Consider the following 19,151-nt stretch of genomic DNA (forward strand, 5'->3'; position numbering starts at 1 on the left):
GGAATTCCTCTTTTTTACAATGTGGGTTTTGTTCTACTGGTGCCTTTAGCTTTTACAGTAGCTTATCAATATAAAATATCAGCAGTTTACGTAGGGATACCCCTTTTGGCGGCTTTGTCTGTAACTCATGGTTTTTTACCACCACATCCATCTCCTGCGGCATTGGTAGCACAGTTTGATGCCAATATGGGATTGACCCTATTTTATGGGTTTTTGATAGCAATACCAACCATAATCATTGCCGGACCTTTGTTCGCTAAAACGTTGAAAAATGTCCAGGCAAGTCCCTTAAAAACTTTCCAAGCAGAAACGCGTCCTGAATCAGAATTACCCGGCACATTCAATAGCTTTTTCACTGCGCTCCTTCCGGTATTTTTATTAGTGGGTACAACGGCACTCAACTTGAACATCTCAGAAGAAAACCCTTTGTCACCTTTAATTCAATTCATTTCAAATCCAGGAATTGTCATGTTGATTTCTGTGCTAGTGGCAACTTATACGCTAGGATTGAAGAGAAAATATAAAATGAGTCAATTGATGGACATTTATACCATTGCGACAAAAGATATTGCGATGATTCTATTAATCGTGGCCGGTGCTGGTGCTTTAAAACAAATATTTACAGATACTGGAGTAAGTCAGGTTATTGCTGATGGATTAAGCACTTGGGATATACCTCCACTTATTCTCGCTTGGATCATCACGGCAATTATTCGGGTTTGTGTCGGTTCTGCCACTGTTGCCGGGCTAACTACGGCTGGAATTATTGCCCCGTTAGTAACGACCATGAATGTAGATCCAAACCTATTGGTGCTTTCTATCGGAGCCGGAAGCCTGATGTTTTCTCACTTTAACGATGGAGGGTTTTGGATGTATAAGGAGTTCTTTAATGTAAGTATTAAAGACACGATCAAGACCTGGTCTTTAATGGAAACTTTAGTGGCGGTAATCGGTTTAGTAGGAGTCTTAATTCTAGATATTTTTGTATAAATTAAAACCATGGAAACTCCAGAAAGCAACTTTTCAAAACTCGGCCTTATTCTACCTCCTGCACCAAAGCCTTTAGGAGTTTACAAACCTTGCCTAATTGATGGTAAGTATTTATACCTATCTGGACATGGGACAGTTCAAGAAGATGGAAGCTTGATTATAGGTAGAGTCGGATTAGATCTTGATGTAGAATCAGGCAAACTTGCTGCAAGACAAGTTGGATTAGCTATGCTCTCCACTATTAAGGCAAATCTCGGTTCCCTTAATCGAGTAAAACGGGTTATCAAGGTTTTAGGAATGGTCAATTGTACTGAAGATTTCAAAAAACACCCATACGTCATTAACGGATGTAGTGAGCTTTTTGCTCATGTCTGGGGTGATCAAAATGGAATTGGAGTTCGGTCGGCTGTTGGCATGGGCTCTCTTCCAGATAATATCCCCGTGGAAGTAGAAGCTATGTTTGAACTGCATGAAGGAGCTTAAGGCTCCACTAATGCTTTATACGAGTCAAAGATACTCATGATATCTTTGACATAGTTAACTGCTAAATGGCCTTTTGCAAAACCACTTTTTACTACCGGGTCCAGGTAATATTTAGGATCCGTTTTCAATTCAAGAAATTCAGAAACAGCCGTCCAGTTTTGTGTATTTCTGCCATATTTCATGGCGAGACGCCAAGCATCTTCCACATGACCATGTCCAATATTATAAGAAGCTAAAATATATTTGATTCTTTCATTGGTCTCGGGTACCCTTTCCAACCAAAATTTATCTAGATATCTAAGGTACCTTACTCCTCCAGTCAATGACTCTATTGGATCATGCGGGTTTTCTACCCCAAACCTCTCTAGAGTGACAGGCATTAATTGGAGTAATCCTGTTGCTCCTGCATAGGAGGTAGCAGTTGTATCGAATCGAGATTCCTTATAAACCAAAGAGGCCAATAACCTCCAATCCCACCCAAGTTGCTCAGCCCCTTCTTTAATTATATCATCAAATTGTGAAATTTGATTTCCCGCTAAAGAAGAAAAAGGGCTGTTTGATCGGAAATAACTATTTTTTGAATTTAAAAAGTATCTAGTATACAAATCTGGAATAAACCTATCTTGTTTATCCTCAAGCCAGTTATTTAAAGAAGAAAGTAATTTTGGAGAATTCTTCCGTACCACCCAAGACACTTCTCCTTCATTTTGCACCTTCCAAGAAATATCCAATCCCTCATAGTAAGTTGCGTTTGCCTGTGCAATATTTTGATCGGCAACTGTCCACTTAATCTCGTTCTTTATTACTTGATCAATTAAAGTTTCCTCATGATCTGGCTTTTCAAGAACCGTAAATTGAACCTGTAAAGAATCCTTGATATGGCACAATTGAGATTTATAAATTGATCCCTGTCTTACCATGATGGTATCGCCTGAAATATCTTCCCACGACGTCACTTTTCTTGAAGATTTCCTACCCACTAACACAGAACTCATTTTCCCAAGTGGAATAGAAAAATTTGCTCTTTCGCTTCTTTCCAGATTCTCTTCCAGATTCATGGCAATCACGTCTACTTTGCCATTCTCTAAATATTCAAAAGCTTTATCAATATCAGAAATCAATACTAACCGAAGTTGAACGTTGAGCCGTTTAGCGAGATCCCGAAGGAGTTCGTATTCATAGCCCATTCTTCGTCCCCGATAAATGTAATATCCAGTGGAACTATTATCTACCGCAGCTCTGATGAAACCGCGAGTCTCTATCCCGGGAAGATCTAAGATATAAGTATCATTATTAGATAAATGGACTCCAAAATTCTTTTCGAGGAAAGTGCATTGTACCCCAAAAAAAAGGAGTGAAAAAAAACAAATAAATAGAATTGATGCTCTTTTCATTCAGTTGGGTTACTGAAACCCACGATGTTACAAAGCGCATTTGGCAAATGCCATGCCAAAAGAAAAAGAGAATAATTCTGAAAAAGGGAAATAAAAAAATGAGCAATTGGAAATCCAATTGCTCAACCTATGCTAGTTTCCAGCAGGAATTTCAAAAGGGACAAAGCTATTTTGGAAGAAAATCTTACCAGAAAGCCTTCTTAGCTCTATTTCTTGTTCCTTAATATTGTAAATAGAAGTTATCAATCTATTCTGAGCAGTCAGCAAATTTACCTGTGCATCCCTGAATTCGAGATAAGACGAAATCCCTAAACGAAATCTCTCCAACGCGATATCTGTACTCTCTCTTGCTGTTTCATAGTTTCTCAATTCTACCTCAAGGAGATTCTTATTCGTCATATAGGTATTATATGACCGATGAATATCCGATTTAAGTTGTACTTCAAATTGGTCCACAGCATAAGATTGTATTTTTTGCTGGACTCTGGCATTCTGGATACGTCTGTTCAGAGTCAAACCGCTAAATAGATTTACGGTAATATTACCTCCACCATTGAAACCCTGACGTTGATTTTGAATCAAAAATCCTGCATCTGAATTGGAAGTATTATTTACGTAATTTCCATTTAGATTTAAAACCGGAAGCCTCGATGCGCGCAATTCCTTCATTTGCAGAAAAGCTACATTTTCTTCACGTTGGGCAATTAAGAGATTTTTATTTTCAATAAATGCATTTTCTTCCAGATCAAGAAGGAGTAAAGGATCCCCAACTAAAATAGTGTCTTTAACAGCGAATTTGATGTTTGGGTCTAAAGCCATCAATTCATTTAGATTCACTCTTGCATTTTGGATAACCTGCTCTTGGGTCAACAGTAAAGTCAAATCTGAATTGTAATCCACCTCTGCCGTTAAGAAATCTCGTTTTCCAGCACCGCCTAACTCATACTGAGCTTTCGCAATATCCAATCTGGACTGACTGAGTTCCAAAGTGGTTTTCAAAACTTCGTATCGCTGAAGTTCTAGTACCAATCTATAATAAGCTGAAGAAATTCCGGCAACTGTGTTCTCTACCACCACTTTGGTCTCGAGCTCAGAGATCTCAGTTAGTTGGCCAAGACGCTTCATCACAATAAAACTTTCAGGTCTAAAGCCATAAATCGCTGCTACTGAAAAATTTTCATTTCTGGACTTAGCATTATCAATCTGTCTAGGCTCAGGATCATTTACAAATTTTTGAGTAACATCCTCCTTACTGAAGTTCCTTAAATAGGTTGCATCCAATTGAGGAAGAAACAAATCACCTGTGCCTATCTTTTCATCCCCTTCTCGCAAGGTTATCGTCTCAACAGCAATTTTCACTTGCAAATTATTTTCCAGTCCAAGTTGAATGGCCTTTTCCAAATCAAGGGCTTCTTCACTTTGGGCAAATAAACAGGTGCCAATGCTACTCAAAAGGAGTAATAAGGTAATTCTCTTCATTAAATTCGTGCTAGTCTAGCTTCTTTTGAAGTCAAGTATGTATAAATGGCTGGTATAATAAATAAAGTCAAGATAGTTGCTAAAGCCAATCCTCCTATTACCGTCGCTCCCATTGGTACGCGGCTTTCAGCTCCTGCTCCGAGAGCCAAAGCAATAGGGAGAATACCTAGAATAGTAGATAAACTAGTCATTAGAATCGGTCGGAACCTGGCTACTGCAGCACCGAAAATTGCTTCATCAACTCCCATGCCTTGTGCTTTACGCTGATTTGCAAATTCTACAATTAGAATTCCGTTTTTAGTCACCAAACCAATCAACATGATAATTCCGATTTGGCTGAAAATATTTAGAGTATAATTAAATACCCAAAGCGTAAATAGGGCTCCAAAGAGTGCCAGAGGCACCGTGAACATGATAGTCAGTGGATCTCTAAAGCTTTCAAACTGAGCAGAAAGCACCAAATAGATCAAAATCAAGGCAAAAATGAATGCAAAAAGCAAGCTGTTGGAGCTCTCCCTAAATTCTTTGGAAGATCCAGCAACATCAGTAGAAAAAGAATCATCTAAAACTTCTGCAGCTATTTTATCCATTTCATCCAAGCCATTTCCAATAGTATAACCTTCTGCCAAACTCGCGGAAACTGTCGCACTGACAAATCTATTAAATCGGTACAATTGTGGAGGAGTACTTTTTTCTACCACGCGCACTAGATTATCCAATTGAATCAGCTCGCCATTGTCTGCTCGAACATAAAGCATTCGTAGATTCACTGGTTCATTTCGATCTTGAATTTGCATTTCTCCAACTACTTGGTATTGCTTTCCTTCTCGAATGAAATAAGCAAAACGTTGCCCCGAGTAAGATAACTGAAGTGTACGGGCAATTTCCTGAACTGAAACACCCACATTTCTAGCTTTCTCCCGATCGATTTCAATCTCTAATTCAGGCTTGGTGAATTTCAAATTTATATCTGAGAAGATAAACGCAGGACTTTGATTGGTCTTTTCCAAAAACGTAGGTATAACTTCTTTTAATTTATCCAAGGTTGGCGCCTGAATAACGTATTGAACAGGAAGGCCCCCACGTCGATCTCCAATAGACTGCGCTTGTGAGGCAAAAGCTCTAACTGAAGTGATGGTTCTGAGTTTCTTATTAATCTGGTCGTAAATTTCCTGCTGACTGCGCTCCCGCTTATCAGCATCTGTCAAAATCAATCTAATAAATCCAGAATTAGTACTCGCAGTTCCAAAACCTGGTGAAGTCACGCTGATCATTCTGACCCTTTCACTTTGTGGTATATCCTCCATAAGATCAAGAGTTAATTGATCTATAACCGGATCCATATAGTTGAAAGTAGCTCCTTCAGGGCCAGACATACTGATTCTTATTTCTCCACGATCTTCTGTTGGGGCAAGCTCTGTTTGAATGTTATTAAATAGCCAATAAATACCAGCACCCATCACCCCAATCATGATAAATGAAACCCAACGGACTTTCATAAAACCACTTAAAGCCTTATCATATTGCTTATTTATCCAGATAAATCCTGGCTCTGTAAAATTGTATATCGCATTATGCTTTTCTCTTCGCTTAAGTAATTTCGAACTTAGCATTGGAGTCATAGTCAGTGCAACAAAGGAAGAAATAATCACCGCCCCTGCTACTACAATTCCAAATTCCTTAAATAGCCTTCCTGTAGTTCCTGTTAGAAAAATTACTGGAAGAAATACAGCCGCTAAAGCCACTGTAGTCGCGATTACTGCAAAGAAAATTTCCTCAGATCCTTTTTCAGCAGCATCCTGTGGATTTTCCCCTTTCTCTATCCGAGTATAGATATTTTCCAAAACGACAATCGCATCATCAACGACCAGTCCTATGGAGAGTACGATTCCCAGAAGTGTCAAAACATTGATAGAAAAATCCATCAGATACATAATGAAAAATACTCCAATCAGAGAGATAGGAATTGTAAGAACTGGGATGAAAGTAGTCCTCCAATCTCTTAGAAAAATAAAAATGATTGCAACTACCAAGAAAAATGCAATAACAATGGTCTCTTGAACCTCAGCAATCGAATTTCGAATATACTTGGTAGAGTCATAAGTAACTTCTATGGTAACATCCGAAGGAAGATCCTTTTTTATACTTTCGATTCTTTTATAGAATTCATCTGCAATCTCGATACTATTTGATCCGGGTAAAGGCACAAGAACAACAACGACCATCGGAACATTGTCACTTTTCAAAACTGTTCGCTCATTTAAAGCGGTAAGTTCAGCTTTACCAATATCTTGAAACCGAACAATGTTGTTCTGATCTTCTTTGATAATTAGATCATTGAATTCCATTGGAGAACTCAAACGACTTTTTGTCCTTACGGATAACTCGATGGTAGCCCCCTCAATTCTTCCGGAGGGTAATTCTACATTTTCACTTTGAACTTTTTGGAGCACATCCAATGGTGTAACTCCATAAGAAGCCATTTTGAGTGGATCCATACGAAGTCGAATAGCATATTCCTTATCCCCCCAAATCTGGATTCTACTTACTCCAGGGATAGTCTGAAGCCTCTCTTTAAAAATATTATCAGCTAAGTAAGAGACATCAAGTAGGCTCCTTACTTCACTTTGGACACTCAAATATATAATCGGGCTTGAATCAGCATCTGCTTTAGAAACCACAGGAGGTTCAGCATCCGGTGGTAGATTTCTCTGTGCACCTGCTACTTTATCCCTAACATCATTTGCGGCAGCTTCAAGATCAGCTCCAACATCAAATTCTACTGTTATATTACTTGTTCCATCATTACTGGTGGAACTCATGGATTTGATCCCTTGGATACCATTAATGGCTTCTTCAAGTGGCTCAGTGATTTGGGCTTCTATGACATCGGCATTTGCACCGGTATATGAAGTCCTTACAGAAATCACTGGCGGATCCACACTTGGATATTCCCGGACCCCAAGTAAACTGATACCGATCACACCAAAAAGTACGATGGTTATCGACATCACGATGGCCAAAACTGGCCTGTTGATACTCAAACTAGAAAGACCTGCCATATTAGTTTGTATTTGTAATTTTCAACAAAGAACCCGGTCTAGCTTGTAGTACACCTGATGTAAGTACCATTTCACCTTCTTCCAACCCACTAGTGATTTGAACTTGGCTTTCTGTACGGGTTCCAATTTCTACTTTTCTTTCTTCAGCCATTTGATCCTTTCCGACCACAAAGACCTTATAGCCTTGAAGTTCTGGAATTACAGATTCTGCTGGCACCATTAAAGCGTTATCAATTTCTCCCAGAACAAACCGGATCTTCACAAACATTCCAGGAAGGAATTTGCCTCCTTTATTTGAACTTTGAGCTCTAAGTTTCAATGTTCGTGTGGCAGCATCGATTTGTGGCTCGAAAGCATATACTTTGCCTTCTGTCTCATCCAGTGTTGCCTCACTTGAGAAAAAAACTGGAGCTCCAACTTCCACCATATTAGCATATCGTTCTGGAATGGAAAATTCGATTTTGATCGGATCCATATTCACTACCGTTGCAATTATATCATTAGTACCGATTACACTTCCTTCACTGACTTGTCGTAAACCCAGCACCCCGTTAAATGGAGCTCTAACAATCGTTTTTTGGATTTGAGCTTCTACAAGTTTTAGATCTGAAAGTGTTGTATTATATTGATTTAGGACAATATCATATTCTTCCTGACTGATTGCCTCTCGTGCTAAAAGCTGCTTTTGACGATTTTCTTGACTCTCGAAAAGCTTCTGCGTAAACTCCAATTTTTGATATTGAGCTTGAAGATCGTTGTCATTCAAGTAAAGCAAAGGTGTTCCTTTGGTTACATATTGACCTTCTTTGAATGTGATCTTAGTAACCAAACCAGAAACTTCGGGTCTTAAGGATACGGATTCATTAGGAAGAATTGTTCCGGTGACATTGAGCTGATTCATTAATGTCTCCTTCTTCAAAGTGACTACTGTCACAGGTAACTCTTGGCTTCCTCCTGCCGGAGGGCCAGAAGAAACAGCAGGGCCCGAACTTGTGCCACTATTCCATCTTGGATAGATGTAAATGATCGCGATTAAAACGACAACTGCTACTATTAATAGGGTTTTGGTTTGCTTATTCATTTAGAATAGTTGGAGCTTAATTACTGTGATTTTGAATAAATGCAAGCGATAAATGATTGAATTCGTTAGGACGCTCTACATTCACGACATGGCCACATTTTTCAAGAATGGATAAAATAGAATTTTTATGAGATTTGATAATATTCCTTACCGGTTCCAAAAACATCACATCTTGGTCACCCATCACATACAATGTGGGAATACCAAGATCTGTTTCTTTGAAATATCTCAATAATGGATTAATGTCTTTTGTTAGTTTAAACCATCGGATAAACTCTTTTTGGCAAAGCTTCTGAGCTTCTTGGATAAATAGATTTCGCGATTCTGCATGCTGCCTCCTAGGCATAATGATAAAAGCGAAAAGCCTGTAAAGCCACATATAAGGAATAATTCGCTTAAAAGTATTCCCCAAGAAAACCAAGACCCTCGATTGGGTGGTCAAACGAGTAACTGCCCCTGCCATTACAAGCGATTTTACACGATGTTTGTCTAATTCTGCCAATTGTCTGACCAAAATTGTTCCAAGGGAAACTCCCATGAAATGTGCAGGTGGAATTTGTAATTCATCAATCACCTCAATAATATCTTCAGTAACAGCAGTAAAGGTATATTCCTCATTGTAGATCGCTTTTGGAATGTCAACCGATTTCCCGTGCCCTCTCAAATCAATGAGCAAAAGATTGAATTGCTTTTTGAAATCCTTTAACTGCTTAAACCAAACTGCCGAAGAACCTCCTGCACCATGGATAAAAACAACCCATTCTTTACTCGTCTTATGATCAAATTTCTTGTAATACAACATAGAATATAAACTCGAGCCGATTGAGAATGGTTTTGGAAAGTAAAATTACGAGTATTTATAGCATCTTTTTCATAAAAAGTACTGGAGGCAAATCCCAAACATCAATGGAAAAAAAAGAGGATGTTTTATTCCGTAAATTTGAAAAAAACTTAAAATTTCCACCCAAGTGTACTTTGTACAACATAATCAAAATCAGTTGCTCCCAGAGTAGGCATATTATCATAGTTCATTGCAAACCCAACTTTTAAAAAAAAGTTCTCTATAAATTTATAAGTAACGTCTAATCGGGCATCTGACCTCCATCTTCCCTCAGTGGAAAAGCTTTTATAAGCTACCAATGTCCCGGAAAAATTAAATACTCCTACATCGTAAAAATTCAAATCTGTGCCCATAATCGCCTCCAAAGAATTAGTAGATGGTAAGTCTCCTTCAAACCTTTCATCATTATTATTCAGCCCAGCTTGAAAATTCCAGTATGAATGATTAGTATGAATAAAATAAACACCAGCTCCAACTATAGAGCTGACTCTGAGCTCGATGAGTTGTTGAGTATTACTCAATAATCCAAGCATTCCAAACAAGAAAAAATCTTTGGGAAGATAAAATAAAACTGTTCCATTTGCATCATACCTTTGGATCGGACTGGTAGACTCCTGAATCGAGCGAATGGCATTAAAATTAAATAAACCGCCCCAACGGTCTCCGGAATAGTTCAAATTAGTTTTTACAGAAAACTGCCTCAGTTTATTTGACCTGGCAAGATTAAAACCTAGGCTTATTTCTCCATTAAATCGACTTGCAAACGATTCGTTTATCTCATCTAGGAGTACAACTTCTTCTTTATGAAGATTAATCTTGTTGTCTTCATCCAGATCGATATTATTTTGAGTTCTTTGGCTAGGATTCACGACTGACAATTGGAGAGTATCGATTGCTACTGTTTTAATTCTACCTTTCAATCTTTCACCATTTTTTAGGGTGATTAAATACAGGTGGCCTGTATTGATCTCCATTACTTCTTTCCATTTGACTTGAATATCCACATTTGAATAGACAGTTTTTATGGTAACTATTCCTTTATCCAAATATTTAATTTCACCTACTATAATATCTTCATTTGATAATCTTAAAGTATCTTTTTGGGCTAGGCAAAAATTATGAAACCCTACTAAAAATAGGGTTCCAATAAATAATACTTTACGAAATGAATTTATAATTCCCATCCAACTGTAGTTTGGAAAATGTAATCAAGGGTGGTAGCTCCTGCTATTGGTCTATTATCATAGTTCATGGTGGTTCCCAATTTTACATAGAAATCAGAAAAGAATTCATACTTGACATCTAGCTTAAAATCTGTTCTAAATCTTCCGGACTCAGTTAAACTGGGGTAGGCAACTACCTGAGAAAGCAAACTTAAATCACCTATATCATACATGTTTAATTCTGCTCCAATAAATGCTTCACTAGAGCTTCGAGAAGGAGTGTCATCAAAATAAGATTCATTGTTAAGGTTGACACCAGTTTGAAAACCAAAATAGGTTTGGTTGGTATGAACAACATATTTACCTATACCGACTTTGTTACCATTCCTTAGTTTAATTAACTGCTCTGTATTGGAAAGTAAGGTGAGGTTATATAACAGAAACCAATCTTTTGGTAAAAAATAATTAAAAGTAAAGTCTGCATCAGTTCTTTTTACAGGGTCTACCTCATCTTGATTTGATCGAAGTGAGTTATAAGAGGCGTTGGCTTTCCAACGGTCCGCCAGATATCCCAACCCACTACGAACATTAAATTGTCTCAAATTATTTGCTTTGGTAACTGACCATCCCAAATCAATATTTGCGGAAAGCCGGCTCCAAAACCCCTCGTCTAAGGCATTTAAGTATACAACTTGATCCAAATCAACTTCTATTGTGCCTCCACCGATATCCTCGGTATTATCATTTCTTTTCTTTTTCCCAATTGGAATAATATTATCAGGATCATAAGTATTGATAGAGATGATTTCATCTCCTATACTTTGTATAGTTCCATTATATCTCTTCCCATTAGAAAGTGTTATCAAATATTTGGTATCTGAAAAAATCTGGGCTATTCCGCTCCATTCAATCTTAAAGTCTGAGTCGCTATAGTCTGTTTCGATTGTAAGAACGCCTCTATCCATGCTCTTAATTTCACCGATGATCACGTCTTTATTTTTCAAAATCAGTGAATCTGTTTGAGCAGAAATAGAGAAAACAACTCCCAGCGCAAGGATAAGTGTGAAAAGATTTTTCATATTGTCATAACTTTGAAATATAAAATTTTGTTAAAAATAAAAAATGCACCCTAAATAGGGTGCATTTTCAATAGATTTTTAAATCTTTAATTAAACATATACCGAACTCCAACCTGCATTCTCCAAGTATCTCCGATGGAAGTTGTGGTTCTGAAAGTTTCAGTTGGGAAATTACTTGTACCTGGGACAGTGTTTAATCTATATTCAGGCTGTCCTGCGGGATTAACACCTCTGAAGTTTAGCAAATTTTCCTGGAAAGCAAATTTTTGAATACCCCATGAGGAATTAAACATATTTCCAATGTTCAAAATATCAACTGAAAGCTGTAGTCTGTTTTTCTTGTCTTTAGAAAGTACAAGGTCCTCAGTAATTCTGAAGTCAAACCTGTTTACAAAAGGTCTTAATGCTCCGTTTCTTTCAGCAATATTTCCTCTATTCTCACTAAGATAATCATCCTGATCTATGTAAGCATTTAACAGTTGAGCTTGTTCAGCTGCAGTTACTGTTCTTCCGTCAAGCGTAAATTCCTGGAAAACTAATTCATTCGCATTATTCGGAATATACATTAATCTATTTGACGCATCCCCGAAGTTTCCAGAATAAGTATAAGAGAATCTACCGGCATCAGATCCTTCATAGAATAAAGAGATCGTGGTATTATCAGTCTGATAAGAAATATTACCAATAACTCTATTAGGAATATCAAATCCTGCAAAACTTAATTCAGGGTCATTTCTATCAGATGATACAGTCGCAGGCCATAATGAAATAGCTTGAGATCCACTTGAAGCATCCAAATCTCTTGATCTAGATCTTGTGTAGGCTGCCATTACAGAGAATCCATTGTCAAATTGCTTCTGTAATTGAGCAGTTAAAGAGTAATAGTCCGCTCTTCTTTGAGCATTGGTCAAATAGAAAACATTTCTAAAATCTGAGTCACCGGAATAATTTGTCCCATTCCAATAAGGTCTCTGATCTGGTCCAGAGAGTGTTCCATCTGGAGTTCTCACAACTGGATTATAGGCTATCGGAGTAGAAACATCTTTTGAATAAATGAATTCCAATGTACCTATTATACCAAATGGTAATACTTGGTCAACAGCTAGGTTAGATCTCCAAACTTGTGGAAGTTTGAAGTTTCTATCTGTCAGGTTCAATTCATTAGAAAGAGATTGGCCTGGATTTTCAGGGTTCCCAAAAGTCACATCAGGAGAAAATACGTAGTTTGGACCCAAAGCATCTGCCGCATCTTGGCCTTCATACCCTAATCCACCTCTTACTACACCAGATCCATTCACTTGGTTGGACAACCAAACAAAAGGAATTCTTCCTGAGAAAATTCCTGTACCACCTCTTACCTGGGTTGTTCTATCTCCTTTAGCATCCCAGTTAAAACCTACCCTTGGAGACCAAAGTGGATTTACTTTTGGGAATTGGCTCACGTCAGGAGTGATAGTTCCATCAGGAGTTTCAAAAGTCTTATTCAAATCATCCAACAAGTCGTTTGAAGGAATATCAATTGGATAGAAAGGAAAATCAATTCTCAAACCACCGGTAACTTTCAAGTTTTGAGTAATCTGATACTCATCCTGAACATACATACCAAATTGACCAAAATTTGTATTATCAACAGGAGGTGTAGTTGAACCGTCTAAAGCATACCCTTTTGCAAAAGCCTCTGGATAGGTTCCAGGAGTTTTATTAATAACTGTTGCTACAAAATCATCATAAGAGTTGAATCTATAGAAACCATTGAAAACTGGGTTAAATGCATTTTTGAACGTCATATATTCAAAATTGACACCGAAAGTATAAGTATGGTTTCCTTTGTAGATAGAGAAATTATCAGTGAAATTGAAAATGTTGTTTTCCAATAAGTTACCTACAGTAAACAATTCATTTCCCATTGACATATAGTACAATAAGTTACCAGAAGCATCTGGCTCCATTACTTCAATGAACGGAAAATCCTGTCCACCCGGAATTCCTCTTTTTGGATCTGTAATAGAAGTATATCCTATGTTAATTTGGTTGGACATGTTAACCCCAACTCTTGAGTTAACTTCAGCAACCCATGACTGTACTTTTCTATCATTCGTATAGTTAGCATTTCTGAAGTTCATTGCTTCAATCCCAGTTCTATTCGTATTTCTATATCTGGTAGAAATATATCTTACTGAGTTTCCATTAGTCGGCACATCCGTAAATGCTGAATAATTATTATATCGGATGGACACTTTATGGTTTTCATTTAGGTTCCAATCCAATCTTGCGTTAAACCTTTCTTGCTCGGAAGCGAAGGCATAATTTTCATAGGGTCCTGCTTCGTATCCATACAACTCAGAAAGTCGATCACGAACAAAGTCCAACTGTGAAGCCGGAACTCTAGAAACAGTCAAACCATCAGGTTCTAATCCTGGTCTTGAAGCAACTTTAGTAAAGCTTGGAACTGCTTCAGTTTCTTTCTCATAGGAAACAAAGAAGAATACTTTATTTTTAATAATTGGACCCCCTAATCTAAAACCAGAAATCTCATTTTTGGAATCACCCACGTTAAGACGAGTATCTCCAACTTTATCTCCAATCATTTGATCATTTCTAAGGAAATAATAAGCTGATCCAGAAAATTCGTTTGTACCTGATTTGGTAATCGCATTTACTGAAGCTCCTGTAAATCCAGCCTGACGAACATCAAATGGCGCAAGGTTTACCTGAACTTCTTCAATGGCATCTAAGGAAATAGGATTAGCTCCTGCAAATTGACCTGAGCCAAGACCGAAGTTATTATTGTAAATATTTCCGTCAATGGTATAATTGTTAAATCTGCTTGAAGTACCTGCGAAAGAAGTTCCGTTAGATTGAGGTGTCAATCTTGTGAAATCATTGATACTTCTGTTGACCGTAGGAAGCGAATTGATCTTATCATTATTTAAATTCAGTGCAGCTCCAGTCCTATCTGAATTCATAATCGCATCTTTACTTGCTATTACTTCCACTACATCTAATTCCATTCCATCAGAAAGCTGAACGTTTAGTGTATAGGTAGCACCTAATCCTAAAACGATTCCGTCAAATGTTCTTTCTTCAAATCCTACAAAAGAAACTACGACAGTGTAAGGCCCTCCAACACGCATGTTTGGTAGAACAAATCGACCTTCTAAATTACTAACAGCCCCATATCTGGTACCAGATGGCTCATGAGTAGCCACAATATTTGCTCCTGGGAGCGACTCTCCCGTTTCGTCGATAACATTCCCTTGGATGTTCGCGGTGGTTACGCCTTGAGAAAAGGCTAATCCTGTGCTCATCACCATGAATATCAAAGACAATAAATTCTTAAGTAAATTTTGCCTCATAATAAATTGGTTTTTTGTATAAGTTGGTTTTAAATTTTTCTACGCAAAAGTAAAATGACCTTTTGGTAATCCTGGGTAGTTACTGTTATCTTTTGACTCGCGAATTTCACAATTTTTAACAAAAAAATAATATTTAAAGACAAATAAAATTCTTTTAACGGCAAAAAAACTTTAATTCTTTTGTCAAAAAGTTAAATTTTAAAACAGAATTTTACAATATTTTCTATTTTATGGGTAAATCTGGAAATTCGCAACTGGTTCAAAAATCATAATTCAATTTTGCTTTTTGCCCATTAAATGATTCCTTTCTTTACTTAATTAAAAAAATTCAAAATATCCTTCACTTTGAGAAATAAGAATTTAGCATGGCTCTACCTGTTTTTGTTAGCTACCTTGGCAGATTTAGTCTTTTTATTAGAATTTAATTCTGAACTTAGATTTTACTCCAAACCATTGATTTTATTGGGATTGATCCTCTATTTCTATAGGATCACAAAACCAATTGCAAGTACCCTTCTTACCAAAGCAATTTTAGGAGCTCTGATTTTTTCTTGGATAGGAGATATTCTTCTTTTATGGCCAGATTTGTTTGTTTACGGTTTGGGTGCATTTTTGATGGCTCATGTCTGTTATATAATTGCATTTAAAGTTGCCCAGAAAAATCCTGGTGAAATAGGAAATGTAAACTTCATTAAGACTTTCTTTTTCAATCTTCCCTTTTATATCATTGCAGCTTTTGTCTATTACCTTATTCAATCAAACTTGGGGGTATTAAAAATCCCTGTGATTATTTATGTGATTACAATTGTTTCTATGGTTACGACGGCAAGGGAAAGATTTGGAAAATCAAATCCTGCCAGTTTTTGGCAAGTCATGATAGGCGCAACTTTATTTTTCTTATCCGATGGAATATTGGCGATAAACCGATTTTACCGGGAATTTCCTGAAGCTGGAATACTAATCATGGGAACTTATGCGATTGGACAGCTCCTCATTGTGATGGGAATTCGAAGTCATATTATTCAACCTCATTAGTCAATCCTTGAATAGTAATTACAAAAGCTTTATTTCTAAACTCTGAAATGGACAAACAAATCCTAATTGACCTAGTCACGAAAACCATGCCTTATGGAAAATACAAAGGCAGACTTTTGTGTGATGTGCCCGAGCATTACCTAGTGTGGATGCATGGACAAGGCTTTCCTGAGGGAAAGTTGGGCATGTGGCTTCATACCTTATATGAAATTCGATTGAATGGTCTGGAAGATATTTTAAGAGAGCTCCGAAAAAATTATAGATAAAAAAAGAGGCCGAAGCCTCTTTCCTTACTTTTTCAAGTTTACCAAAATCGACAATTCTTTAAGTTGTTCGTCAGCGATAGTACTTGGTGAGTCGATCATGACATCTCTTCCTGAATTGTTTTTTGGAAATGCGATGTAATCCCTGATGGAATCCGAACCACCAAAAATCGCACAAAGTCGATCAAACCCAAATGCAATACCTCCGTGAGGAGGCGCTCCATATTCAAATGCTTCCATTAAGAACCCAAATTGATTTTGAGCTTCTTCATCCGTGAATCCAAGATGCTTGAACATCAATTGTTGAGTTGCCCGGTCATGGATACGAATAGATCCCCCTCCGATTTCTACCCCATTTATTACTAAATCATAAGCATTTGCTCTTACAGCTCCCGGGTCGGAATCCAATAACGCAATATCTTCAGATTTTGGAGAAGTGAATGGGTGATGCATCGCGTGGTAACGATTGGTCTCTTCATCCCATTCCAACAATGGAAAATCAACTACCCAAAGTGGTTTGAAAACATTTCTATCGCGAAGACCAAGATCTTCCCCCATTTTTAAACGAAGTTCTGAAAGCTGCTTTCTTACTTTACCGGTATCTCCGCTTAGGATTAACATCAAATCACCCGGTTCTGCATCAAAAGCTTTAGCCCAGGCTTGAAGATCTTCTTGAGCATAAAATTTATCCACCGTCGATTTTATAGTACCATCAGCATTGTATTTAGCGTAAACCATGCCTTTAGCTCCAATCTGAGGTCTTTTTACCCAATCAGTAAGTGCATCTAATTGCTTCCGGGTATATTCAGCAGCTCCCTTCGCACAAATTCCAACAACAAGTTCTGCATCATCAAAAATACCAAACCCTTTTCCTTTCGCCAGATCATTCAATTCTACAAATTTCATATCAAAACGAAGATCTGGCTTATCATTACCATAATATTTCATGGCTTCAGCAAAAGTCATTCGCTTCACTTCCTCCAGTTCCACTCCTTTTACATTGGCAAAAAGATGTTTAGTCAAACCTTCAAAAGTGGATAAAATATCCTCTTGTTCAACAAATGCCATTTCGCAGTCTATCTGTGTGAATTCCGGCTGTCGATCAGCTCTTAGATCCTCATCTCTGAAGCATTTCACAATCTGGAAATATCGATCAAAACCAGAAACCATCAGCAATTGCTTAAAGGTCTGTGGGGATTGTGGAAGTGCATAAAACTCTCCTGGATTTACCCGACTTGGCACGACAAAATCACGGGCACCTTCGGGCGTAGATTTGATCAAAACAGGAGTTTCAACTTCAATAAAGTTTTGAGCATCCATGTACTTTCTAGTCTCCTGCATCATCTTGTGGCGCAATTGAAGTTTCTCACGGACTACGTTTCTCCTTAAATCGAGGTAGCGATATTTCATTCGCAACTCATCTCCCCCATCCGTTTCATCTTCAATGATAAATGGAGGGATTTTGGCAGCATTTAATACGTCTAGTTTACTTACTTTGATCTCGATAGAACCTGTCGGGATTTTATCGTTTTTTGAAGTTCTTTCGATCACTCTACCGGATGCCTGAACAACAAATTCTCTACCTAGGTCTGCGGCTTTTTCCAAAAGTTCTTTCTCTGAAGAATCCTCTTCAAAAATTAATTGGGTGATTCCATATCTGTCTCTCAAGTCAACCCAAATCAATCCGCCTTTATTTCTTACCCGCTGAACCCAGCCAGCTAAAATAACTTCTTGATTAATATGATCTAGGCGTAATTCGCCACAAGTATGCGTCCTCAGCATGTTATTAGTTTTTTTGGGAGGTCAAAGATAAAGAATTGAGGTCGAGTACACCACCATCTTTTTGGGATTCCTTACTATTTTGGACAAAACTCTGTGAAAAGCATTTTATTTCTACCTATTTGTTGAAATAATTCTAATTATTATTTCAACAAATTAGAGCTGTGAGAAAAATAAATAGCTGCATTGGATAAAATATCCAAGTGTGAAAATTCGTTGGCATTATAGTTGAACCAAAGGAAATAAGCCTAAAACTTGGAAAATAAGCCCTTTTTTCCTTGATTGAAGGTTATTCTATTATCCCAAACTTTACAGATTAATGAACAAAAGATGGATCGTTGCCACATTAGTGGTTTTGGCACTTGGTGCGGCAGCTATTTTTCATTATTTCCCCGGTCCCATAACATCTGAGACTGAATCAGAACCTTCTGAGGAATTAGTGGTTGAGGAGGTTTCCAAGGAAGTTTTCCTCTATGGTATTAATGTCACTGGACTCAACATCGTAGAAGGAACTGTCAGTAAAAACCAGACATTGGCAACGATTTTGGCCCCATTTAATGTCCCTTATCAGATTATTGATGAGATAGCTAAAAGGTCAAAGGAAGTATTTGATGTTAGGGGTATAGCTACCAATAAAAAGTTTACGGTTCTTACTCCTTCTGATTCTGCACAGGCACAATTTTTTATTTATGAGCCAAACCCGGCAGAATATGTTGTTTTCAATTTAGACTCCATGAATATCTACAAGGCGGAAAAGCCTGTGGAATACATTCAAAGAGAAGTTGCAGGGATTATCGAAAGCAATTTGTCTTCAGATATGACAAAGCAAAATGTTGGGTATGACATTGTCGATCAGTTTGCAGATTTATATGGGTGGTCAGTAGATTTTGGTGCACTTCAAAAAGGCGACAAGTTTAAAGTAGTTTTTGAAGAAAAAATGATTGATGGAAATGTGATTGGGGCCGGAGATATCAAACTTGCATATTTCGAACACAGAGGAGAACCATTTCATGCCATACCATTTGAGCAAAATGGAGAAATGAATTTTTTTGATCAAGAGGGAAATAGCTTGAAAAAAGCATTCCTGAGAGACCCGGTAAAATATACAAGAATAAGTTCTCGCTATAATCTCAGGAGATTCCATCC

13 protein-coding genes and 1 pseudogene are annotated in these 19,151 nt (G+C 37.5%); 5 read left to right on the top strand and 9 right to left on the bottom strand.

Features of this window, described 5'->3' with window-relative positions; genetic code table 11:
• Window positions 1-990, top strand: a 990-nt coding sequence (locus Q0L68_RS06325) for a gluconate:H+ symporter (protein WP_296700886.1), incomplete at its 5' end; no start/stop codon positions are given.
• Between the two features lie 9 nt (window positions 991-999).
• On the top strand, window positions 1,000-1,473 hold the full coding sequence (locus Q0L68_RS06330) for a RidA family protein (protein WP_296700888.1): 474 nt from the start codon (window positions 1,000-1,002) through the stop codon (window positions 1,471-1,473).
• On the opposite strand, the gene Q0L68_RS06335 is transcribed toward Q0L68_RS06330, so the two are convergent.
• The 8 genes from Q0L68_RS06335 to Q0L68_RS06370 form a co-directional block, all read right to left on the bottom strand.
• Window positions 1,470-2,867, bottom strand: coding sequence for a transporter substrate-binding domain-containing protein (locus tag Q0L68_RS06335; protein WP_296700890.1), 1,398 nt, complete (start codon window positions 2,865-2,867; stop codon window positions 1,470-1,472). The two genes, Q0L68_RS06330 and Q0L68_RS06335, sit on opposite strands and share 4 nt — an antisense overlap.
• A 132-nt stretch (window positions 2,868-2,999) precedes the next feature.
• Window positions 3,000-4,346, bottom strand: a complete 1,347-nt coding sequence (locus Q0L68_RS06340; protein WP_296700892.1) for a TolC family protein — start codon at window positions 4,344-4,346, stop codon at window positions 3,000-3,002.
• Window positions 4,346-7,408 (bottom strand): efflux RND transporter permease subunit, encoded by a 3,063-nt coding sequence (locus Q0L68_RS06345; protein WP_296700894.1) that lies wholly within the window; start codon window positions 7,406-7,408, stop codon window positions 4,346-4,348. The genes Q0L68_RS06340 and Q0L68_RS06345 overlap by 1 nt, the downstream gene beginning before the upstream one ends.
• A gap of 1 nt (window position 7,409) precedes the next feature.
• Window positions 7,410-8,489 (bottom strand): efflux RND transporter periplasmic adaptor subunit, encoded by a 1,080-nt coding sequence (locus tag Q0L68_RS06350; protein WP_296700896.1) that lies wholly within the window; start codon window positions 8,487-8,489, stop codon window positions 7,410-7,412.
• 16 nt (window positions 8,490-8,505) lie between these two features.
• The gene (locus tag Q0L68_RS06355; protein WP_296700898.1) at window positions 8,506-9,291 is read right to left on the bottom strand and encodes an alpha/beta hydrolase; all 786 of its coding nucleotides are present in this window, start codon (window positions 9,289-9,291) and stop codon (window positions 8,506-8,508) included.
• Window positions 9,292-9,440: 149 nt separating this feature from the next.
• Window positions 9,441-10,514, bottom strand: a complete 1,074-nt coding sequence (locus tag Q0L68_RS06360; protein WP_296700900.1) for a DUF481 domain-containing protein — start codon at window positions 10,512-10,514, stop codon at window positions 9,441-9,443.
• The gene (locus Q0L68_RS06365) at window positions 10,502-11,572 is read right to left on the bottom strand and encodes a DUF481 domain-containing protein (RefSeq protein ID WP_296700902.1); all 1,071 of its coding nucleotides are present in this window, start codon (window positions 11,570-11,572) and stop codon (window positions 10,502-10,504) included. Before Q0L68_RS06365 ends, Q0L68_RS06360 begins: the two co-directional genes overlap by 13 nt.
• Before the next feature lie 86 nt (window positions 11,573-11,658).
• Complete coding sequence (locus Q0L68_RS06370) at window positions 11,659-14,928, bottom strand: carboxypeptidase regulatory-like domain-containing protein (RefSeq protein WP_296700904.1); 3,270 nt, start codon at window positions 14,926-14,928, stop codon at window positions 11,659-11,661.
• A 345-nt stretch (window positions 14,929-15,273) separates the two neighbouring features.
• Between Q0L68_RS06370 and Q0L68_RS06375 the strand changes: the two genes are divergently transcribed.
• Window positions 15,274-15,963 carry a lysoplasmalogenase gene (locus tag Q0L68_RS06375; RefSeq protein WP_296700906.1) on the top strand — a complete coding sequence of 230 codons (690 nt, stop codon included), beginning with the start codon at window positions 15,274-15,276 and terminating at the stop codon, window positions 15,961-15,963.
• Window positions 15,964-16,010: 47 nt separating this feature from the next.
• Window positions 16,011-16,229 (top strand): DUF3820 family protein, encoded by a 219-nt coding sequence (locus tag Q0L68_RS06380; RefSeq protein WP_296700908.1) that lies wholly within the window; start codon window positions 16,011-16,013, stop codon window positions 16,227-16,229.
• Window positions 16,230-16,253: 24 nt separating this feature from the next.
• Here Q0L68_RS06380 and aspS read toward each other — a convergent pair whose 3' ends face one another.
• Window positions 16,254-18,008, bottom strand: coding sequence for an aspartate--tRNA ligase (gene aspS, locus Q0L68_RS06385; RefSeq protein WP_296700910.1), 1,755 nt, complete (start codon window positions 18,006-18,008; stop codon window positions 16,254-16,256).
• Between the two features lie 316 nt (window positions 18,009-18,324).
• Between aspS and Q0L68_RS06390 the strand changes: the two are divergent.
• Window positions 18,325-19,151: pseudogene (locus Q0L68_RS06390) on the top strand (peptidase M23); the annotation flags it as partial.

This window comes from Algoriphagus sp. (assembly GCF_024642405.1).
Lineage (GTDB): Bacteria > Bacteroidota > Bacteroidia > Cytophagales > Cyclobacteriaceae > Algoriphagus.

Coding starts and splice junctions, on each gene's coding strand:
- Q0L68_RS06335 (WP_296700890.1), bottom strand. CDS start 2,867: ATGAAAAGAGCATCAATTCTATTTATTTGTTTTTTTTCACTCCTTTTT.
- Q0L68_RS06355 (WP_296700898.1), bottom strand. CDS start 9,291: ATGTTGTATTACAAGAAATTTGATCATAAGACGAGTAAAGAATGGGTT.
- Q0L68_RS06340 (WP_296700892.1), bottom strand. CDS start 4,346: ATGAAGAGAATTACCTTATTACTCCTTTTGAGTAGCATTGGCACCTGT.
- Q0L68_RS06330 (WP_296700888.1), top strand. CDS start 1,000: ATGGAAACTCCAGAAAGCAACTTTTCAAAACTCGGCCTTATTCTACCT.
- Q0L68_RS06345 (WP_296700894.1), bottom strand. CDS start 7,408: ATGGCAGGTCTTTCTAGTTTGAGTATCAACAGGCCAGTTTTGGCCATC.
- Q0L68_RS06380 (WP_296700908.1), top strand. CDS start 16,011: ATGGACAAACAAATCCTAATTGACCTAGTCACGAAAACCATGCCTTAT.
- Q0L68_RS06350 (WP_296700896.1), bottom strand. CDS start 8,489: ATGAATAAGCAAACCAAAACCCTATTAATAGTAGCAGTTGTCGTTTTA.
- Q0L68_RS06360 (WP_296700900.1), bottom strand. CDS start 10,514: ATGGGAATTATAAATTCATTTCGTAAAGTATTATTTATTGGAACCCTA.
- Q0L68_RS06370 (WP_296700904.1), bottom strand. CDS start 14,928: ATGAGGCAAAATTTACTTAAGAATTTATTGTCTTTGATATTCATGGTG.
- aspS (WP_296700910.1), bottom strand. CDS start 18,008: ATGCTGAGGACGCATACTTGTGGCGAATTACGCCTAGATCATATTAAT.
- Q0L68_RS06365 (WP_296700902.1), bottom strand. CDS start 11,572: ATGAAAAATCTTTTCACACTTATCCTTGCGCTGGGAGTTGTTTTCTCT.